13 protein-coding genes and 1 rRNA gene are annotated in these 18,715 nt (G+C 29.7%); 8 read left to right on the forward strand and 6 right to left on the reverse strand.

All coding sequences use genetic code 11. The features are described 5' to 3' along the window. Nucleotides 1-85: ribosomal RNA gene (locus H518_RS0100005) — 16S ribosomal RNA — on the reverse strand; the annotation flags it as partial. An 801-nt stretch (nt 86-886) separates the two neighbouring features. Here H518_RS0100005 and thrS point away from each other — a divergent pair. The 5 genes from thrS to H518_RS0100030 all read left to right on the forward strand — a co-directional run bounded on the left by thrS (nt 887) and on the right by H518_RS0100030 (nt 4,778). Further along, complete coding sequence (thrS, locus tag H518_RS0100010; RefSeq protein ID WP_028887162.1) at nt 887-2,833, forward strand: threonine--tRNA ligase; 1,947 nt, start codon at nt 887-889, stop codon at nt 2,831-2,833. A gap of 72 nt (nt 2,834-2,905) precedes the next feature. Continuing rightward, the gene (gene infC, locus H518_RS0100015; RefSeq protein WP_081411123.1) at nt 2,906-3,424 is read left to right on the forward strand and encodes a translation initiation factor IF-3; all 519 of its coding nucleotides are present in this window, start codon (nt 2,906-2,908) and stop codon (nt 3,422-3,424) included. 41 nt (nt 3,425-3,465) lie between these two features. Further along, entirely contained in the window at nt 3,466-3,663 is a 198-nt protein-coding gene (rpmI, locus tag H518_RS0100020; protein WP_028887164.1) for a 50S ribosomal protein L35, read from the forward strand. Nucleotides 3,664-3,754: 91 nt separating this feature from the next. After that, the gene (gene rplT, locus H518_RS0100025; protein WP_028887165.1) at nt 3,755-4,099 is read left to right on the forward strand and encodes a 50S ribosomal protein L20; all 345 of its coding nucleotides are present in this window, start codon (nt 3,755-3,757) and stop codon (nt 4,097-4,099) included. A gap of 94 nt (nt 4,100-4,193) precedes the next feature. Further along, complete coding sequence (locus tag H518_RS0100030) at nt 4,194-4,778, forward strand: hypothetical protein (protein WP_028887166.1); 585 nt, start codon at nt 4,194-4,196, stop codon at nt 4,776-4,778. Nucleotides 4,779-4,852: 74 nt separating this feature from the next. Here the strand turns inward: H518_RS0100030 and H518_RS0100035 are convergent, their stop codons facing one another. Further along, the gene (locus H518_RS0100035) at nt 4,853-6,529 is read right to left on the reverse strand and encodes a formate--tetrahydrofolate ligase (protein WP_028887167.1); all 1,677 of its coding nucleotides are present in this window, start codon (nt 6,527-6,529) and stop codon (nt 4,853-4,855) included. Nucleotides 6,530-6,733: 204 nt separating this feature from the next. Here H518_RS0100035 and secDF point away from each other — a divergent pair, with 204 nt between their 5' ends. The 3 genes from secDF to obgE all read left to right on the forward strand — a co-directional run bounded on the left by secDF (nt 6,734) and on the right by obgE (nt 12,043). Next, nucleotides 6,734-9,721 (forward strand): protein translocase subunit SecDF, encoded by a 2,988-nt coding sequence (secDF, locus tag H518_RS0100040; protein WP_028887168.1) that lies wholly within the window; start codon nt 6,734-6,736, stop codon nt 9,719-9,721. A gap of 87 nt (nt 9,722-9,808) precedes the next feature. After that, nucleotides 9,809-10,927, forward strand: coding sequence for an adenylate kinase (locus H518_RS20700; protein ID WP_081411124.1), 1,119 nt, complete (start codon nt 9,809-9,811; stop codon nt 10,925-10,927). Nucleotides 10,928-11,053: 126 nt separating this feature from the next. Then, nucleotides 11,054-12,043 carry a GTPase ObgE gene (gene obgE / locus H518_RS0100050; protein ID WP_028887170.1) on the forward strand — a complete coding sequence of 330 codons (990 nt, stop codon included), beginning with the start codon at nt 11,054-11,056 and terminating at the stop codon, nt 12,041-12,043. Between the two features lie 247 nt (nt 12,044-12,290). Here the strand turns inward: obgE and H518_RS0100055 are convergent, their stop codons facing one another. The 4 genes from H518_RS0100055 to H518_RS0100070 form a co-directional block, all read right to left on the reverse strand. Further along, complete coding sequence (locus H518_RS0100055) at nt 12,291-12,917, reverse strand: M48 family metalloprotease (protein ID WP_028887171.1); 627 nt, start codon at nt 12,915-12,917, stop codon at nt 12,291-12,293. 71 nt (nt 12,918-12,988) lie between these two features. Continuing rightward, on the reverse strand, nt 12,989-13,999 hold the full coding sequence (locus tag H518_RS0100060; RefSeq protein ID WP_028887172.1) for a hypothetical protein: 1,011 nt from the start codon (nt 13,997-13,999) through the stop codon (nt 12,989-12,991). A gap of 74 nt (nt 14,000-14,073) precedes the next feature. Next, nucleotides 14,074-15,393 carry a RagB/SusD family nutrient uptake outer membrane protein gene (locus H518_RS0100065; protein WP_028887173.1) on the reverse strand — a complete coding sequence of 440 codons (1,320 nt, stop codon included), beginning with the start codon at nt 15,391-15,393 and terminating at the stop codon, nt 14,074-14,076. An 11-nt stretch (nt 15,394-15,404) separates the two neighbouring features. After that, a complete protein-coding gene (locus tag H518_RS0100070) occupies nt 15,405-18,713 on the reverse strand; it encodes a SusC/RagA family TonB-linked outer membrane protein (protein WP_028887174.1) in 3,309 nt (1,102 codons plus the stop codon). Nucleotides 18,714-18,715 lie beyond the last annotated feature (2 nt).

The raw sequence follows: 18,715 nt of genomic DNA on the forward strand, positions 1-18,715 counted from the left end.
AGCAAGCTACCTGTTACCCCTCGACTTGCATGTGTTAAGCCTGCCGCTAGCGTTCATCCTGAGCCAGGATCAAACTCTTCATTGTATATTTTAAATAATATTAATGAATAAGTTTCAAAAGAATTTAACTTAATTAAAAGTTATGGTTATTCTACTCTTTGTTTACGCTGTCAATTTCAATATTTTCAATGAACTTGGTGAGTCGCCAATGACAAGTATTATCTCATCTTTTAAACTCAACCTTTTTGTAGAAACGCTAGATTCGAACTAACTGATTTTCATCTTAAAATCATTTCCAAAATTTCTTGGTTATTTTTGCTTTCTTAAAGCGGTTGCAAAACTACAAACTATTTTAAAACTGACAAACTATTTTTGAAGTTTTTTTTTTAATTTGTTTTTGCAATATTTTAATGAACTATCGTCTTTAAAACGGACTGCAAATATACTTTCTTTATCTCGATTTAAACAAGTAATACTTAACTTATTTTTAACCTTTTATTGAAAATATAATAACAACCTTTTTAATGAACTTTTGCTAATCTTAAACCTATGTTTTTCCCTTAGCGGGTGCAAATATAGATTCCTTTTCTAACATAACAATAACTTATTTAATCTTTTTTTTGAAGTGTTTTACTTTACGTTGTTTTTCAAGCTTTTAGAACGTGTCTTTTTACCTTACACATCTACACCGATGATATCACCCATCAATATGAGTTCTTTTTACACTTAAAAAGGCTAAAAGCAAACAATGAAAGCTTAATGTTAAAAAAAATGACTCCCCTTGAAAAACATTACTATTATTATAGTGTACAAAAAAAGGTTTTACAATATATTTGCTTTTCAAAATTCTCACTTGTAAGGGAATTAAACATAACATATATTTATAATGATTAAAATTACATTACCTGACGGTAGCGTCAAAGAGTTTGAAATTAATAGTACATCTATGGATGTTGCTAAAAGTATTAGTGAAGGGTTTGCAAGAAATGTTATTTCTGCTAATTTTAATGGCACCACTATTGAAACCTCTACCCCACTTACTACAGATGGCTCATTAGTATTATATACTTTTAATGATAATGATGGAAAAAAAGCATTTTGGCATTCTTCTGCCCACGTGTTAGCACAAGCTATCTTAAGTTTTCATCCAAATGCAAAATTGACAATTGGACCTGCTATAGATAATGGCTTCTATTATGACATTGACTTAGGGGATGGAACCATTTCTGACAAAGATTTTTCTGCAATTGAAAAGAAGTTTTTAGAATTTGCCAGAGGAAAACATGAGTTTAAATTACGTTCTATTTCTAAAGCGGATGCTTTAGATTATTATAAAAAAGAAGGAAATCAATACAAAGTTGAATTAATTGAGAATTTAACTGACGGAGATATTACTTTTTGTGATCATAGTGACTTTACTGATTTATGTAGAGGAGGACATGTTCCTAATACAGGAATCCTAAAAGCTATTAAAGTGATGAGTGTTGCTGGTGCTTATTGGAGAGGTGATGAAAAGAACAAGCAACTAACACGAATATACGGAGTTAGCTTCCCAAAACAAAAAATGCTTACTGAGTATTTAGAATTATTAGAAGAAGCTAAGAAACGTGATCACAGGAAATTAGGTAAAGAATTAGAGTTATTTACATTTTCTCAAAAAGTCGGAGCTGGTTTACCTTTATGGTTACCTAAAGGTGCTGCACTTAGAGGTCGTTTGGAAGATTTCTTAAAGAAAGCTCAAAAGAAAGCGGGTTATGAGATGGTAATGACTCCTCATATTGGACAAAAGGAACTTTATGTTACTTCTGGTCATTATGCTAAATATGGTGAAGATAGTTTTCAACCAATAAAAACTCCTAAAATGGATGAAGAGTTTTTATTAAAACCGATGAACTGTCCTCATCATTGTGAAGTTTATAATTTCAAACCTCATTCTTATAAAGATTTACCTAAACGTTTTGCTGAATTTGGTACCGTATATAGATATGAACAAAGTGGTGAACTACATGGCTTAACTCGTGTAAGAGGTTTTACACAAGATGATGCTCATATTTTCTGTACTCCTGAACAGCTAGATCAAGAATTTAAAGATGTTATAGATTTAGTTTTATACGTATTTAGATCTTTAGGGTTTAAGGACTTTACGGCTCAGGTTTCTATTAGAGACATGGAAAATCCTGATAAATATATAGGTGACGTTAATACATGGGAACTTGCAGAGCAAGCTATTATTAATGCTGCTACTGATAAAGGGTTAGATTTTGTTATAGAAGAGGGTGAAGCTGCTTTTTATGGACCTAAATTAGACTTTATGGTAAAGGACGCTTTAGGCAGAAGTTGGCAGTTAGGAACGATACAAGTTGACTATAATTTACCTAAAAGATTCGAATTAACCTATAAAGGAGCCGATAATCAGTTACATCAACCGGTTATGATTCATAGAGCTCCATTTGGTTCTATGGAGCGTTTTATTGCTGTATTATTGGAGCATACAGGCGGAAATTTCCCTCTTTGGCTAACCCCTGAACAGGTTATCTTATTGCCAATCAGTGATAAATATGAAAAATATACTAAAAAAGTTTTAACTTTGTTAGAAAATTCCGAAATTCGCGCCCTCGAAGATAGTCGAAGTGAGAAGACAGGAAGAAAGATTCGTGATGCTGAAGTTAGCAAAATACCATTTATGGTTATTATAGGCGAAAAGGAAGAACAAGACGGCACGGTATCTGTAAGAAAACACGGTGAAGGAGATATTGGAACATTCACTATAGAAGAATTTATTTCTTTAATACAAAACGAAGTTAATAAAACATTGGTTCCTTTTGGAAACTAAAAAAAGAATAATAATTTAAAATCATGAGTCATAGCAATTAGAAGAAGAGGCGGACGTAGACCGCTAAGGGTAATTAAAGAAGATCAACATAGAATTAATGATAAAATTAGATATGTTGATGAAGTTCGTCTTGTAGGCGAAAACATCGAAGTGGGTGTTTATCCTTTAGAAAAAGCCAAACAAATGGCAATTGAACAAGAACTAGATTTAGTTGAAATTTCACCTAAAGCTGTTCCTCCTGTTTGTAAAATTATTGATTACAAAAAGTTTTTATACGAACAAAAGAAACGTGATAAAGCTTTAAAATCAAAAGCAACAAAGGTTATTGTAAAAGAGATTCGTTTTGGACCTCAAACTGACGAGCATGATTATGAATTTAAAAAGAAACATGCTATTAAGTTTTTACAAGATGGAGCTAAATTAAAAGCTTTTGTATTTTTCAAAGGTCGTTCGATTGTATTTAAAGAGCAAGGGCAAATTTTATTATTAAAATTAGCACAAGAATTGGAAGAACATGGTAAGGTAGAACAAATGCCGAAACTAGAAGGAAAACGTATGATTATGTTTATTGCTCCTAAAAAAGCTAAATAAATCATTTATAATATATAAGCAAGATAAACTAAAGAACAGAGATGCCTAAAATTAAAACAAAGTCTAGTGCCAAGAAACGTTTCAAAATAACTGGTTCTGGTAAAATAAAAAGAAAGCACGCGTTTAAGAGTCACATCTTAACAAAGAAGTCTAAAAAACGTAAGCTTGCTTTAAGACACGCAACATTAGTACACAAATCTGATGTAGCGAACATTAAGCAACAATTAGTTTTAAAATAATTGTTAGCACAGGGAATTTAATTATTAACCATGGAGTTAGGCTCATTAAGTACCGAATTTCGGTCGCCTACTACAAAAAAACATTTGAATTATGCCAAGATCAGTAAATTCAGTAGCCTCAAGAAAAAGAAGAAAAAAAATCTTGAAGGCAGCAAAAGGTTACTTTGGAAGACGTAAAAACGTTTACACAGTAGCAAAAAATGCGGTAGAAAAAGCGATGACATATGCTTATCGTGACCGTAAAAACAATAAGAGAAACTTCCGTTCATTATGGATTCAACGTATTAACGCTGGAACCCGTCAGTATGGAATGTCTTACTCTCAGTTTATGGGTAAAGTAAAAGCTAACAGTATCGAATTAAACCGTAAGGTTTTAGCCGATTTAGCGATGAACAATCCAGAAGCTTTTAAGGCCATTGTAGAAAAAGTAAAATAAAGTTTCATATACTTGCTTATACTAAAAACCCAAACTTAAACGTTTGGGTTTTTTTAAACCAATTAGATTAATTATTGAAATGAAATTATCATCTATGAAAACTTTAAGAATACTTTTATTTTTTATTCTTACTCAGAGTGTTATTGCTCAAACGACAATAATCAACGAACCAAATACTGTTAAAAATCAGTTTAAGAAACTTTATAAAAATTCAAATAATTATCAAATTTATAAAGTTGTAAAAAAGAATGCTTTTTTAAGTCTTCAGAAAAATATATTAGATAGCATTAAAATCATTAAAGAAGATGCTATTTCAAAACAACTGAAAATAAACGAACAACAAAAGTCCATTACTTCTTTACAAACTAAGATAGATACTTTAAACAGCGATTTATCTGTATCTATTGATAAAGAAGATGCTTTTTCATTTATAGGAATCTCTTTAAATAAAGGAACATATAACACTATTTTATGGAGTATTATCGGAATACTTTTAATTGGTTTAGCTTTTTTTATCTACCGTTTTAATAACAGCAATTCAGTTACTAAAGAAACTAAAAACTTATTAACTGATGTTGAGCTTGAACTTGAACAGTATAAAAGAAACTCTATTGATAAAGAACAAAAATTAAGACGTCAACTACAGGACGAAATTAATAAACAACGTGGTGTAAATTAATTTCACCTAAATAAACGAAATAAAAAAGCAGCCTCTATAGAGGTTGCTTTTTTATTTTACAGGATAAATACTTTTTAAGACAACCCTGAAATAACTCCATTATTATCAATACTCATGTTTTCTGAAGCAGGTGTAGCTGGTAAGCCAGGCATACGCATCATTTTTCCTAAAATAGGAATTACAAATTGTGCCCCCGCAGCTATTTCAATTTCACGAACATTTACAGTAAAACCTTTTGGTCTTCCAATTAGCTTATCATTATCTGAAAATGATTTTTGAGTTTTTGCCATACAAACTGCAAAATCGTTAAAACCTAATCGATCAATTCTACGTAGATTTAATTCTGCTTTTTTATCATAAGTAACGTTTGTTGCTCCATATATTTCTTTTGCAATTATCTCTATCTTATCTTTTACAGGGCTCTTCCAATCATATAAAGGCTTAAATTGGGTTGCTTTATTTTCAACAACATCAACTACAGCTTTTGCTAACTTTTTAGTTCCTTCACCTCCTTTTGCCCATCCTTCTGAGACAACAGCTTCTACACCTAATTTACTACATGCTTCTATTACAAAGTTCACTTCTTCTTCTGAATCTGAGATAAATGAATTGATTGCAACTACTGGTTCTATATTAAATTTACGAATATTTTCAATATGTTTTTCAAGGTTTTTAAATCCATCTTGAACTCTTTCTAAGCTTGGTGCATTGTACTCTTCTTTCTTAGCTCCTCCATGATGACGCAGTGCTCTTACTGTAGCTACTAAAACAACACATTTCGGATTTAAACCTGCAAATTGCGATTTAATATTTAAAAACTTCTCTGCACCTAAATCTGCTCCGAACCCCGCCTCTGTTACAACATAATTAGACAATGATAGCCCCATTTTGGTTGCAAGAATAGTATTTGTTCCTTGTGCAATGTTTGCAAAAGGCCCACCATGAATAATCGCTGGATTCTCTTCTAAAGTTTGTACTAAGTTCGGTTTAATTGCATCTTTTAATAGAATTGCCATTGCATCCTGTGCATTTAAATCACTTGCAAAAACTGGCTTTTTATCAAATGTAAAACCTATAAATATACTACCTAATCTCTTTTTTAAATCATCAAAGCTAACCGCCATACAAAGTATTGCCATTACTTCTGACGCTGGTGTAATATTAAAACCATCTTCACGAGGAATTCCATTACCTGTACCTCCTAAACCAATAGTAATTTGGCGTAAGGCACGGTCATTCATATCAATTACACGTTTCCATAAGATAGTTCTAGGATCAATGTTTAAATTATTTGTTTTGCTTTGTAAATTATTATCAATTAATGCTGACAACAAATTATTAGCCTTTTCTATTGCATTAAAATCTCCTGTAAAATGAAGATTAATATCTTCCATAGGAACTACTTGAGAATAACCACCTCCAGCAGCACCACCTTTAATTCCAAAAACTGGCCCTAATGAAGGCTCACGTAATACAACTGTAGCTTGTTTATCTATTTTATTCAATCCCTCAGTAAGTCCTATAGAAACTGTAGTTTTACCTTCACCTGCAGGAGTTGGAGTTAAAGCTGTTACCAATACTAAATTATTTTCTCTTACTTTTTCTTCATCAATTAAATCTAAAGGTAATTTAGCTTTATATTTTCCATACATTTCTAAATCGTCCTCCTTTACATTAAGCTTTTCAGCAATATACTTAATGTGTTGTAAGTCTTTCGATTGGGCTATTTCAATATCAGTTAAATGCGCCATAAGTCATTAAATAATTTAAGTTATTTATTTATATAAAAATTTAGGTAAATATACCTAATATAATTTCTGTACTTAATGACATTTATTAGCTTTATTTAATTAAAAACATGCTAATTACATAAATATGGCAAAAGAATTGGCAAATCTTTTTTGAAATACTATATTTGCACGTTTAAAAAAAGAACTCGAATTAAACTATTATAGATGCAAAACAAAGGTCTTATTAAATTATTTGCTGTCCTTTTCGGATTAGTAAGCTTGTACCAATTGTCGTTTACATTTTTTGCCAACAAAGTAGAAGATAACGCTAAAGTACATGCAAAGGAAAACGTTAAAGATAACAACGGTAGAGAGTTAGCTAAATTCGAAAGAAAGTATCTAGATAGTGTTGCAAATAAAAAAGTTGTAGATTTAGGTGTTACGAACTATACTTTCAATGAAGTTAGAGAACGTGAAATGAACCTTGGTTTAGACTTAAAAGGAGGTATAAACGCAATTTTACAAGTATCTGTAAAAGATATTTTAATTGCTTTAGCGAACAACTCAAACAATACTGTTTTTAGAAATGCTTTAGAAAAAGCTAGTGAACGCCAAAAAAATGCCCAAGACAATTATATCGATTTATTTTTTAACGAGTTCGAAACTTTAAGTAACGGAAGTGTTAAATTGAGTGATCCTGCTATTTTTGGAACAAAGTCTTTACGTGAAAAAATTGACTTTAATAAAACAAATACAGAAGTTAAGGAAGTTCTTCAAGAAGAAATTAACACCTCTATTAATACTTCTTTTGAAGTATTACGTAGTCGTATTGATAAATTTGGAGTTACACAACCAAGTATTCAGCGTATTGGTACTTCTGGTAGAATTCAAATTGAATTAGCAGGTGCTAAAGATATAGAGCGTGTTACTAAATTAATTACAAGTACTGCTGAATTACAGTTTTGGGAAGTATATACAAATGCAGAAGTTCAAAACTTTTTCTTTACTGCAAATGCTAAAGTTTCGGAATTATTAAAAGACGATTCAACAACTGAACAAGTTAAAGATTCTACAAAAACTGACGATATTGATGATTTATTAGGTGAATCAGCAGATTCAACTAAAGTTGAAAATAAAAAGAACTTATTTACTTACTTGTTTCCTAATGTAGCTCAAAACCAACAACAAATGAGTTCTTTAGTTGCACAAGCTAGAGTGCAAGATACAGCTAAAGTAAATAGCTTATTAGCTGAGAAAAGCGTAAGAGCTTTATTACCAAGCAATTTAAAATATGTTAAGTTCTTATGGGACTATAAAGCACAAGCAAATACAAATGCTGAAGGTATTACTTCTGAGATTATTGGTTTATATGCAATAAAATCAAACAGAAACAACAAGCCTGCTATTGACGGTGATGTAATCGCAGATGCTAATCAAGATTTTGACCAAATGAGTAAACCTGTTGTTTCTATGTTAATGAACGGTACAGGTACTAAGAAATGGGCAAAAATGACTGGCGAAAACGTTGGTAAATTCGTAGCTGTTGTTTTAGATAATTATGTATATACTGCACCTGTTGTAAATGGTGTTATTGCAGGAGGTAGTACTCAGATTTCTGGAGGAACAATGACTGTTGAAGAAGCGCAAGATATTTCTACAGTATTAAAGGCTGGTAAATTACCTGCACCTGCAAGAATTATTCAAATGGAGGTTGTTGGACCATCACTAGGTCAAGAATCTATTAACGCAAGTATTTGGTCATTTGGATTAGCTATCTTATTAATTTTAGGATGGATGATTTTATATTATGGTAAAGCTGGTTTATTTTCAAACATTGCTTTATTAGTAAACATCTTATTTATTTTCGGATGGTTAGTATCTTTTAATGCGGTATTAACTTTACCTGGTATTGCTGGTATTATCTTAACCATAGGTATGTCGGTAGATGCAAATGTTATTATTTTCGAAAGAATTAAAGAAGCCTTAAGAGGTGGTAAGAGTTTAGAAACAGCTGTTGATGAAGGTTTTAGTTTTAAAGGAGCTTTATCTGCTATTATTGATGCAAACATTACAACTTTCTTAACAGGTCTTATCTTATTTGTTTTTGGTACAGGTCCAATTAAAGGTTTTGCTTATACTTTAATGTTAGGTATTGCTACTTCTTTATTTACTGCTATATTTATTACTCGTTTATTTATAGATGGAGCTGTTAACAAAGGAACAAAGTTAACATTCAATACAAACATTTCTAAGAACTGGTTTAACAGTATTAACATTGAATTTTTAAAGAAACGTAAGTTAGCTTACATCATTTCTGGAGGTTTCATCCTTGCAGGTTTAATTTCTATCTTTACTTTAGGGTTAAAGCAAGGTGTTGATTTTAAAGGAGGACGTTCTTACGTTGTTCGTTTTGATCAAGATATGAATGCTACTGAAGTTGCGTCTACTTTAAAAGGTGCATTTCAATCAGCTCCTGAAGTTAAAACATACGGTTCTGACAATCAATTAAAAATAACAACTACTTTTAAAATTGATGAAGAAGGTCGAGAAGTTGATGAGTTAGTTCAAAATTCTTTATACAAAGGGTTAAAATCATACTTAGGAACTACTTCTTATGAAGACTTTAAACCAGGTTTCGAAAAAGCAGGTAGCGGAATTATGAGCTACATGAAAGTAGAACCTACTATTGCTGATGATATTAAAAAATCTGCTTTATGGGCGGTTATCGGTTCATTAATCGTAGTATTTTTATATATCTTATTACGTTTTAGAAAAATGTCTTATTCAATTGGTGCAGTAGCAGCAGTATTCCATGATGTATTAGTAGTACTAGGAGTATTCTCTATCTTTTATAAGTTTATGCCTTTTGATATGGAAATTGGTCAATCATTTATCGCTGCGATTTTAACAGTAGTTGGATACTCATTAAATGATACCGTGGTAATTTTTGATAGAATTAGAGAGTATGCTGATAACAGTAATTCTTTAACTGCTGGTTTAGTAGATAAAGCTTTAAGCAGCACTTTAGGTAGAACAATAAATACTTCTTTAACAACATTATTAGTAATGTTAGCTATCTTTTTCTTTGGAGGAGATAGTATTAAAGGATTTATGTTTGCATTAATCGTAGGTGTAGTTGTTGGTACGTATTCATCGTTATTCGTTGCAACTCCAGTTATGTTTGATGTTTCTAAAAAAGAAGGTAAAGAATAACACTCTTTTATATATAAGAAAAACCGTTTTGAATAATATTCAAAACGGTTTTTTCATTTACTATCAAGCAACTATCTTTGCACTATTATGAAAATTACAAAACTCCACGATTTATATTTTAAAGAATTCATTTCTACTGATGAAATCTCAACTATTGTTAAGAAAATAGCACGTCAAGTAAAAGCTGATTTGCCTAAAGGGGAAGTCCCTTTATTCATCGGAATTTTAAATGGATGTTTTGTTTTTACCGCAGATTTTTTACGTGAATACAAAGGTGACTGTGAAATTAGCTTTGTGAAATTAGCTTCTTATGATGGCACTAAATCTACAGAAAACGTAAAAAAATTAATCGGTATTAATGAAGATTTAACAAATCGTACCGTTATCATTTTAGAAGATATTATTGATACAGGTACAACTTTACAAGAAATATACGAGCTTTTTAAAGCTAAGAATATAAAAGAACTAAAAATAGCATCATTATTTTTTAAGCCTGACGTTTATCGTAAGGAATTACCAATAAACTACATCGGAAAGAGTATTGAAGATAAATTTATTGTTGGTTACGGCTTAGATTATAAAAATTATGGTAGAAATTTACCAGCTATTTACCAATTAACAACACAACCCAAAATGACAAACATTGTATTATTTGGCCCTCCTGGTGCTGGAAAAGGAACGCAAGCAGATTTATTAAAAGAAAAGTATAACTTAGTACACATTTCTACTGGAGATGTTTTCCGTTTTAATATTAAAAATGAAACAGAATTAGGTTTACTTGCTAAAACATATATGGATCATGGTAATTTAGTTCCTGATGAAGTTACTATTAGCATGCTTAAAGCTGAAGTAGAAAAGAATACTGATGCTAACGGATTTATTTTCGATGGTTTTCCAAGAACACAATCACAAGCAGAAGCTTTAGACGCTTTTTTAGGTGAAAAGAACGAACGTATTAACGGAATGGTAGCTTTAGAAGTATCTGAAGATTTATTAGTTGAACGTTTATTAGAAAGAGGTAAAACAAGTGGAAGAATTGACGACACTGACGAAAGTAAAATTAGAAACCGTTTTAATGAATACAATACTAAAACGGCAATTTTAAAAGACTTTTATCAAGATCAAGGTAATTATTACGGAGTTGACGGTGTTGGCTCGATAGAAGACATTACACAACGTTTATCTACCGTATTTGATACATTATAAAATTAATATCATTACGAGAAATAATAATTCTGAATTAATCTGAAGAGATTCTTTCGCTTTACTCGAAATGGCATTAGTAATAACGATTAGTTCTGTTTAAATAAAACAGAAAACAACTTAGAAAAAATGACTGAAGGAAATTTTGTTGACTATATAAAAATCTATGCATCTTCTGGTAAGGGAGGTCGAGGATCTGTGCATTTACATCGTGAAAAATATATTACCAAAGGTGGTCCTGACGGAGGTGACGGTGGTCGTGGCGGGCATATAATTTTGCGTGGTGATAAAAGTATGTGGACTCTTTTTCATTTAAAGTTTAAACGTCATTTTAGAGCTGAATCAGGTGGTGATGGTAGTGCTAGTCGTAGTACAGGTCATGATGCTAAAGACATTATTGTTCCAGTACCATTAGGTACAATTATCCGTGATGCTGATACTGATGAAATTTTGCATGAAATTACACATCATGAACAAGACATTATTTTATTACAAGGTGGTAAAGGTGGTCTTGGTAACTGGCATTTTAAATCATCGACTAATCAAGCTCCTCGTTATGCACAACCTGGTATTGACGGTATAGATGGCTGGTTTCGTATAGAACTTAAACTTTTAGCTGATGTTGGTTTAGTTGGTTTTCCTAATGCAGGTAAATCTACTTTATTATCAGTTATAACTGCTGCAAAACCTAAAATTGCAGATTATGCATTTACAACTTTAAAACCTAACTTAGGTATTGTAGATCACCGTAATCACACAAGTTTTGTTATGGCAGATATTCCTGGTATTATCGAAGGTGCTGCTGATGGTAAAGGATTAGGTCATTATTTTTTACGTCACATTGAACGTAATTCTACGCTATTATTTTTAATACCGGCTGACAGTGATGATATTAAAAAAGAGTATGGAATTTTATTAAACGAATTACGTAAGCATAATCCTGAATTATTAGATAAAGATCGTTTACTAGCAATTTCTAAGTCAGATATGTTAGATGACGAATTAAAAGAGGAAATTAAACAAGATTTACCTGAAGGTATTGATGCTTTATTTATCTCTTCTGTAGCTCAATTAGGTTTACAGGAACTAAAAGATAAACTATGGGATATGTTAAATTAACATTCTCTGTAAAATACATTTAAAAAAGCAACCTCAAATGAGGTTGCTTTTTATTTTAATGATACTGTATTTTTATTAAAAACAATAATCTCCAATTGTACAACTCAACTAATCTTATGTTAAATGATTAACTACATGGAAAATTAAACAAGTTATAGCTAATTACACAAAACAATTTTTTCTTCTGTAGTTTCTCTAAGAATAATAGAGTCTTACAATAATTATGGAGATTATTTAAAGAATCTTTTTAATTCATACTCCATATTTCTTCAAAAACTTCTTTAAAAGCATTTGAGGAGTTATCATTTTTTTCTTTAGTTAAATACTTTTTCATTAAATTAACTCTTTCATTACCTCCTGGATGCGTAAACGTTTTATTGCCTAATAGATCTTTTAATGTTTCAAAATTTGATTCCAATATTTCGCTTAATTCTTTTTCATGAATATTTATTAGATGAATTGCAATTAAATCAGCTAAATATTCTGCCTTTTTATAATCATTCGTTACAACACCTGAAGGTATTGACTCTGATAACATAAAAGTATTTGCTTGATTAAGAGTTACTATATGGCTTATCTCATGAGCTAATACAAAAACTTGTATGTATTCTTTTTTAGAATTCACTAAACCTTTGCTAACCTCTAAATAGTTATCTGCTGCTCCTGCATTAATTGAATTATCTTCCTCATCTATTCTAAAATCGTTTGGAATAACAACATCTTTATACGTTTTAAATAATGGTTTAATAGTTTTAGAAAACAATTTCTTTAACGTTTCTTCTTCTGTTAAATCAATTGGTATTTCATCTTTTTTTATTGATGATGATTCACAACTAAATGCTATAAATATTAATAATATAATTAAATTTTTCATTTTTTTCTTAAAAAAACACTCTTAAAACTAAAATTAAGAGTGTTAGTATTAATGGGGAAAACGGGGTGTTATTAGTAATATGTGTATGTTACATTTGTATTAATAAAACCAAATACTACATAAGAAGCTGTTAAAGGATAGTTGTCTGTATTATATGTAAAAGTAATTGGGGTATCACTTGAAAAACTACCTTGAGATGGATTGTTAATATTTACTTCACCTAAGCCAACTCCAATATTAATTTTTGAATAAGATGCAGGATAGATTCCTTTAAATGGATTGTTTTTATCATCATAAGTATTTTCTAAAGTTTGAGCGCCAATAGTTACTGATTTTACATTACCCAAGTCATCATAAATATAACTAGTATTCGTTACCTTATCGTTTTCTTTATTTACCCTTACTGATTTTTGTAACTTATTATTAGTATCATAAATATAAGAATAAGTAAAAGTCTCTATATTTTCATCTTTTTGTAAAGCACTAATTATTAAACTTTCATCATTATATGTATAAACAATGTTACGTTTATCTGATTTCTTTTCTAATACTTGGTTTTTATCATTATAAACATAGGTATATTCAGTTGTACTACCTCCTTCTTCAATAATGTATGATTTAACAAAATTAGATGTATCATCATAAGTATATGTAGTAGTACTTTCACTAAAATCATCTTTAAAATGATATACTTTTATTTTTGATCCACTACCTACTTCACCACGAATATTAATCGTAACATTATACACTTTTTCATCTCCGTTTTCTGCAGTAACAATAAAAGGCATACTTACACCATCTATAAAATTAATAGATTCATTTAATGATGGTAAAATAGTTGCTTTATCTGATATTGTAATAATTGGGGTAACTCCAGTAATAGTAGTTTTATAAGGAACACTTATTTGTATATTATTTCCTAAATCATATGTAATATCGTTATCATTTACACCTTCAAAATTAATTTTAAAACTCGTAATACTATTTAATGATGAAAGTGAAATACTATTATTAGTATCATCTGAGCAACTTACTATTACAAGTGCTAAAATGAAAGATAATAAAGGGAAAAATTTTTTCATAATGTTGATATTTAAAAATTAGTAATTATATATCGATTATTTTACTCCGTTCGATACTTACCGGATTAATATTTTTAAAAATTTGGGTTATTTATTTTAGCGTCATTAGGAAATGATATTACATATCTACTATCATTTTTTTGTAATGTATATGCTTTACCATCATAAACTCTTGTTATTTCTGGTTGTTCAGTTCTTTTTAAATCATTCCAACGCTGACCTTCAATAGCAAATTCTCTAGCTCTCTCTTCTAATAATTCTTTGTATAAATCTTCTTTACTAAAAGAGTTTATTTGAGTAGTATATAACGCAATTTTCACAGGTGTATATCTCTTTTTTACAAATGATATTAATTCTAATTTTGCTAAATCTATTTGATCTGTCTGTATATAAGATTCTGTTAAGTTTAAAAATAATTCAGCAACTCTAAAAGTTGATTTATACTTTATATCTGCATTTTTATTAGCCCTATAAGCACTTCCGTCTTTAGTAAAATATAAATTGAATCTTAAATCATTTATTTTGTCATATTTATTTATAAAATCATCAGACATAAAAGCATGTGTTGAAATATCAAAAGAAGAAACAATATCTAAGGCTAAAATTGATTCTATTGAATTAAACTCTGATGGCATTTGAGTATTAACAGTATTTAAATCTTGTAAATTAGTTTGTATCGCTAACGCTTGTTTACTAATTTCAATAACTTCTTCCCATTCTTTTAAATACAGGTATACTTTAGATTTCAAGCTTTTTAAAGCAACCATAGAAAACCTATAATTTAATCCTATCTGTTGCTTATCTATATTGATAAGGTTCTCTGCCTTTTCAATATCTTTTAAAATTAAATTATATACTTCTTGCAAAGATTGGATATCATATGTTTGTTCTATATTATATTCAGTAACAATTGGAACCCCTTTATCTGTATCAGCAGTCAATTTATTATAAGGTTTTGCATATAAATTAACGAGTTGAAAATATTGCAATGCTCTTAATGCATAGGCTTCACCAACTAATTGATTTACTGCCAAATCATCACCAATAATATTTTTTTGATTATCTATGACATGATTCGCATGAAAAATTATTTTATAAAAATTTGCATATGAAAAACTTAAGGTTAGAGGTGATGCACTAGTATCATTCCATAAATAAATGTCTTCATACTGCTCTATACCAAAAGAATTTTTACTAAGCTCTAACTCATCTGTTCTATAAGTAGTTAATACATGGTGAGTTTCTTTTATTGTGGCATAAGCTGTAGTTAAAAAACTTCTATAATCCTCTACTGATTTAGGAATTACTTTTCCTACTGGTTCTAGATCTAAATAATCATCGCATGAAACAATGCTCATTACAGCTATAAATAATATGTATATATATTTTTTCATAATTTATATTTTTAAAAAGAAAGATTAAAACCAAAAGAAATAATTTTTGGTAATGGTTGTGCGTAAGAACTTCCTAAAGTTTCTGGATCAAAATAACCATTATAGTCAGCACCAAATACAAATAAGTTTCTTCCTGATAAATTAAAACTCAACCTTGATAAATTTATCTTTTCTAAATACTTAGCAGGTACATTATATCCTAGTTTAATATTATTTATTCTTATGTATGAGATTTTCTCGACCCAAATATCTAAATCGTTATAAGTATTTCCTGTATCGTATTGATTATACCAATTGTAAACTAAATCTGTTTCAAAACCAGGTGTTGTTGCCCCTATTAAAGAAGGGTAATTACCTGTACCCGCGTTTAAAACTTCTTTATTGTAATTATAAGTTGGACTTATTTGGGTTGGATGATACGTTGGGGTTCTCTTAATCGTTTGGTTTAAGTTAAAATTTGTAGCAATCGTTAAATTAAAATCTTTATACTGAAATTTATTAGTAAAACCTCCTGTAAATTCTGGATCTCCATTCCCAACATAACTATATAAATTTCTATGCTCTTCTCTGGTTAGTTGACTACCATCAACCCCTTCTGTTAAGTTGTAAAAATCTACTGCTGTTACTTTTTTACCATCTTTCCAAAATAACGGTAACCCATTACTATCTAAACCTGCCGTTTTAATAGCAAAAATTGCATTAACTCCATATCCTTTTAGTGATGGCTTAAAGTCATTATCTTTAATTTGAATTTCTTCTACTTTATTTTTATTTTGTGAGATATTAAAACTAGTTGTCCAACTAAAATCATCTGTTGTTATATTTTTAGTATTTATAGCTAGTTCTATTCCTTTATTACTTAATGTTGCCCAATTAGTATTAATAAAATTAAAACCACTTTCTAAAGGAACTGACTGTAATCCTATTAAATCAGAACTTTTACGGTAATAGTAATCTGCTGATATATATACTTTGTTTTTAAATAACCCTAAATCAAAACCAATATTAGATGATATTGTTTTCTCCCAGCGTAAATCTTTATTAGGTGCATTAATAACAGTTATAGCTTCTTCTGTATTCCCTGGCAAAATGTTAACATTTTTATAAAAACCTGTTACAAATGGAGAGGTAGATTTATCTATATTTCCTTGAACCCCATATGATGTTCTAATTTTAAGTTCATTTATAAAATCAGAATCGAAAAAGCTTTCTTTAGTAACATCCCAAGAAGCCGATACTGACCACAGTGGTAAATATCTATATTTAGGATTAACACCAAATAGGTTAGACCCATCATACCTTAAACTTCCAAAGACAGTATATTTTCTATCATAAGTATATGATGCTGTACCAAAAAAAGATGCATATGCGTTTTCGTTTATACTCTCTCTATAAGGTTTAAACAATGTATTTCCCAAAACTCTATCATCTGTAATTTCTGTTGTACTTAAAGTGTTAGAATTAAAACCAAAACCTTTAGTATGAATTTCAGTTCTTTTATCTTCTCTAAACTCCATCCCAACCATAGCGTCTATTTCATGAACACTATTTATAGTTTTATTATAGTTTAAGGTAGTTTTCCAATTATACTGAAAAGAATCACTATTCCAATTTTGAGTTATTCCTCCTTGAGGTAAAAAATAAGCATCATTACCATTTGTATCTAAATATCTAGATGCAAACCTATATTTTCGAGTGTAATAACTTTCTTGACCAGCAAATTTTTCGGTTTTATCAAAATCAAACTGCATACCTAATTGACTATAGAGAGTTAAACGGTTATTATACTTGTAGGTAATATCTATAATAGGTTTTATAGAAAAAGTTGTAAGTTCTTGGTTCGTATTACTTCTTTCTTCCAGTGGATTATACAAAAAGTTTAAATCACTACGCTCAATTAAATCTAAATCATAATTATAAGAACCATTACTATTTAATGGAGTAAAATAAGGATTTACTCTTCTTGAATAATATGCTGGATTAGTATTCGCATCAGCTCCTGTAATATATGACTTGCTTTTATTTTTACTTGCAAAAACACTTACACCAACATTTAACTTGTTATTAATATCATAATCATTTTTAAATGTTATATTGTATCTATTTAATCCTGTTCCTTTAGTACTCCCCTCTTCATCATAATAACCTAAAGAAAAATAATATCTCGATTTTTCATTTCCTCCAGAAATATTTAATCCATATTGTTGATTTAACGCTGCTTGATATAATTTATCTCCCCAATTAGTATTTGAATCTCTTAAGTTATTAATTGCCTTTTGAGCTTGAGATACTATACCTGAAAAGCCATTTGTTTGATAATTATCATATTCATTATAAAGTTGTAGTATGCGAGCAACTTCTCCTCTTTCTTTTTGATAATTTAAATCTGATCTACGAGCTAATTTTAATTCAAAATCTACTTTTTCGCTGGCATTCATAAGATTTAACTTACTAAAATCTGGTTTTAAAGTTAAAAATGTGTTAGAATTAAAATTAATTCTCATAGCACCTTCTTTCCCTTTTTTTGTTGTAATAACAATAACCCCATTAGCTGCTCTTGCTCCATAAATAGATGTTGCTGAAGCATCTTTTAAAATAGTAATATCTTTAATATCTTCTGGGTTAATACCTGCTATTGCATACGATCTTAAATTATCAATATTATCTTTATCATTAAAATCATTTGGAATATCATTTCCTTGTAAAGGAATTCCATCTAATACCCATAACGGATCTGATGAACCATTTAAAGTAGATGTACCTCTAATTTGAATTTTAGCAGGAGCTCCTGGACCTCCATTAGTAGGTTGAACAAATACTCCAGAAATCTCACCTGAAAGCATTTGATCAATATTAGCAGTACCTGAACGTTTAATATCATCTGCTTTAACCTTAGCAAAAGAAGAAGTTACTTTTCTTTTTTCAATTTTTTGATACCCAGTAACTATAATTTCTCCTAATATTTCTTCTTTTTCTTCTAACTTTATAATGAGGTCTCTACTTTTACTCTCTACATTAATTTTTTGCGTTTCAAATCCTAAATATGAAATTATAATGTATTTAACTTCTTTTGGTGCATTAAATGTAAAATAACCATCAAAATCAGTAGTAGAACCAATCATTGATCCTTGAATTACATTATCAATATCTGTTTTATTTCCAATAATTCTTGTTGAAGCAAAAACGGTTACCCCTGGCAAAGGTTCATTTCTAGGTCCATCTATAATGGTACCACTTATTATTTTTGTTTCTTTTTTTGTTTTTTGTGCAAAAACCGAAAATGATGTAAGAAATAGTAAGTAAATTATTATTTTTCTCATAA

Origin of the sequence: Tenacibaculum ovolyticum DSM 18103, from assembly GCF_000430545.1 — a bacterium.
Taxonomy (GTDB): domain Bacteria; phylum Bacteroidota; class Bacteroidia; order Flavobacteriales; family Flavobacteriaceae; genus Polaribacter; species Polaribacter ovolyticus.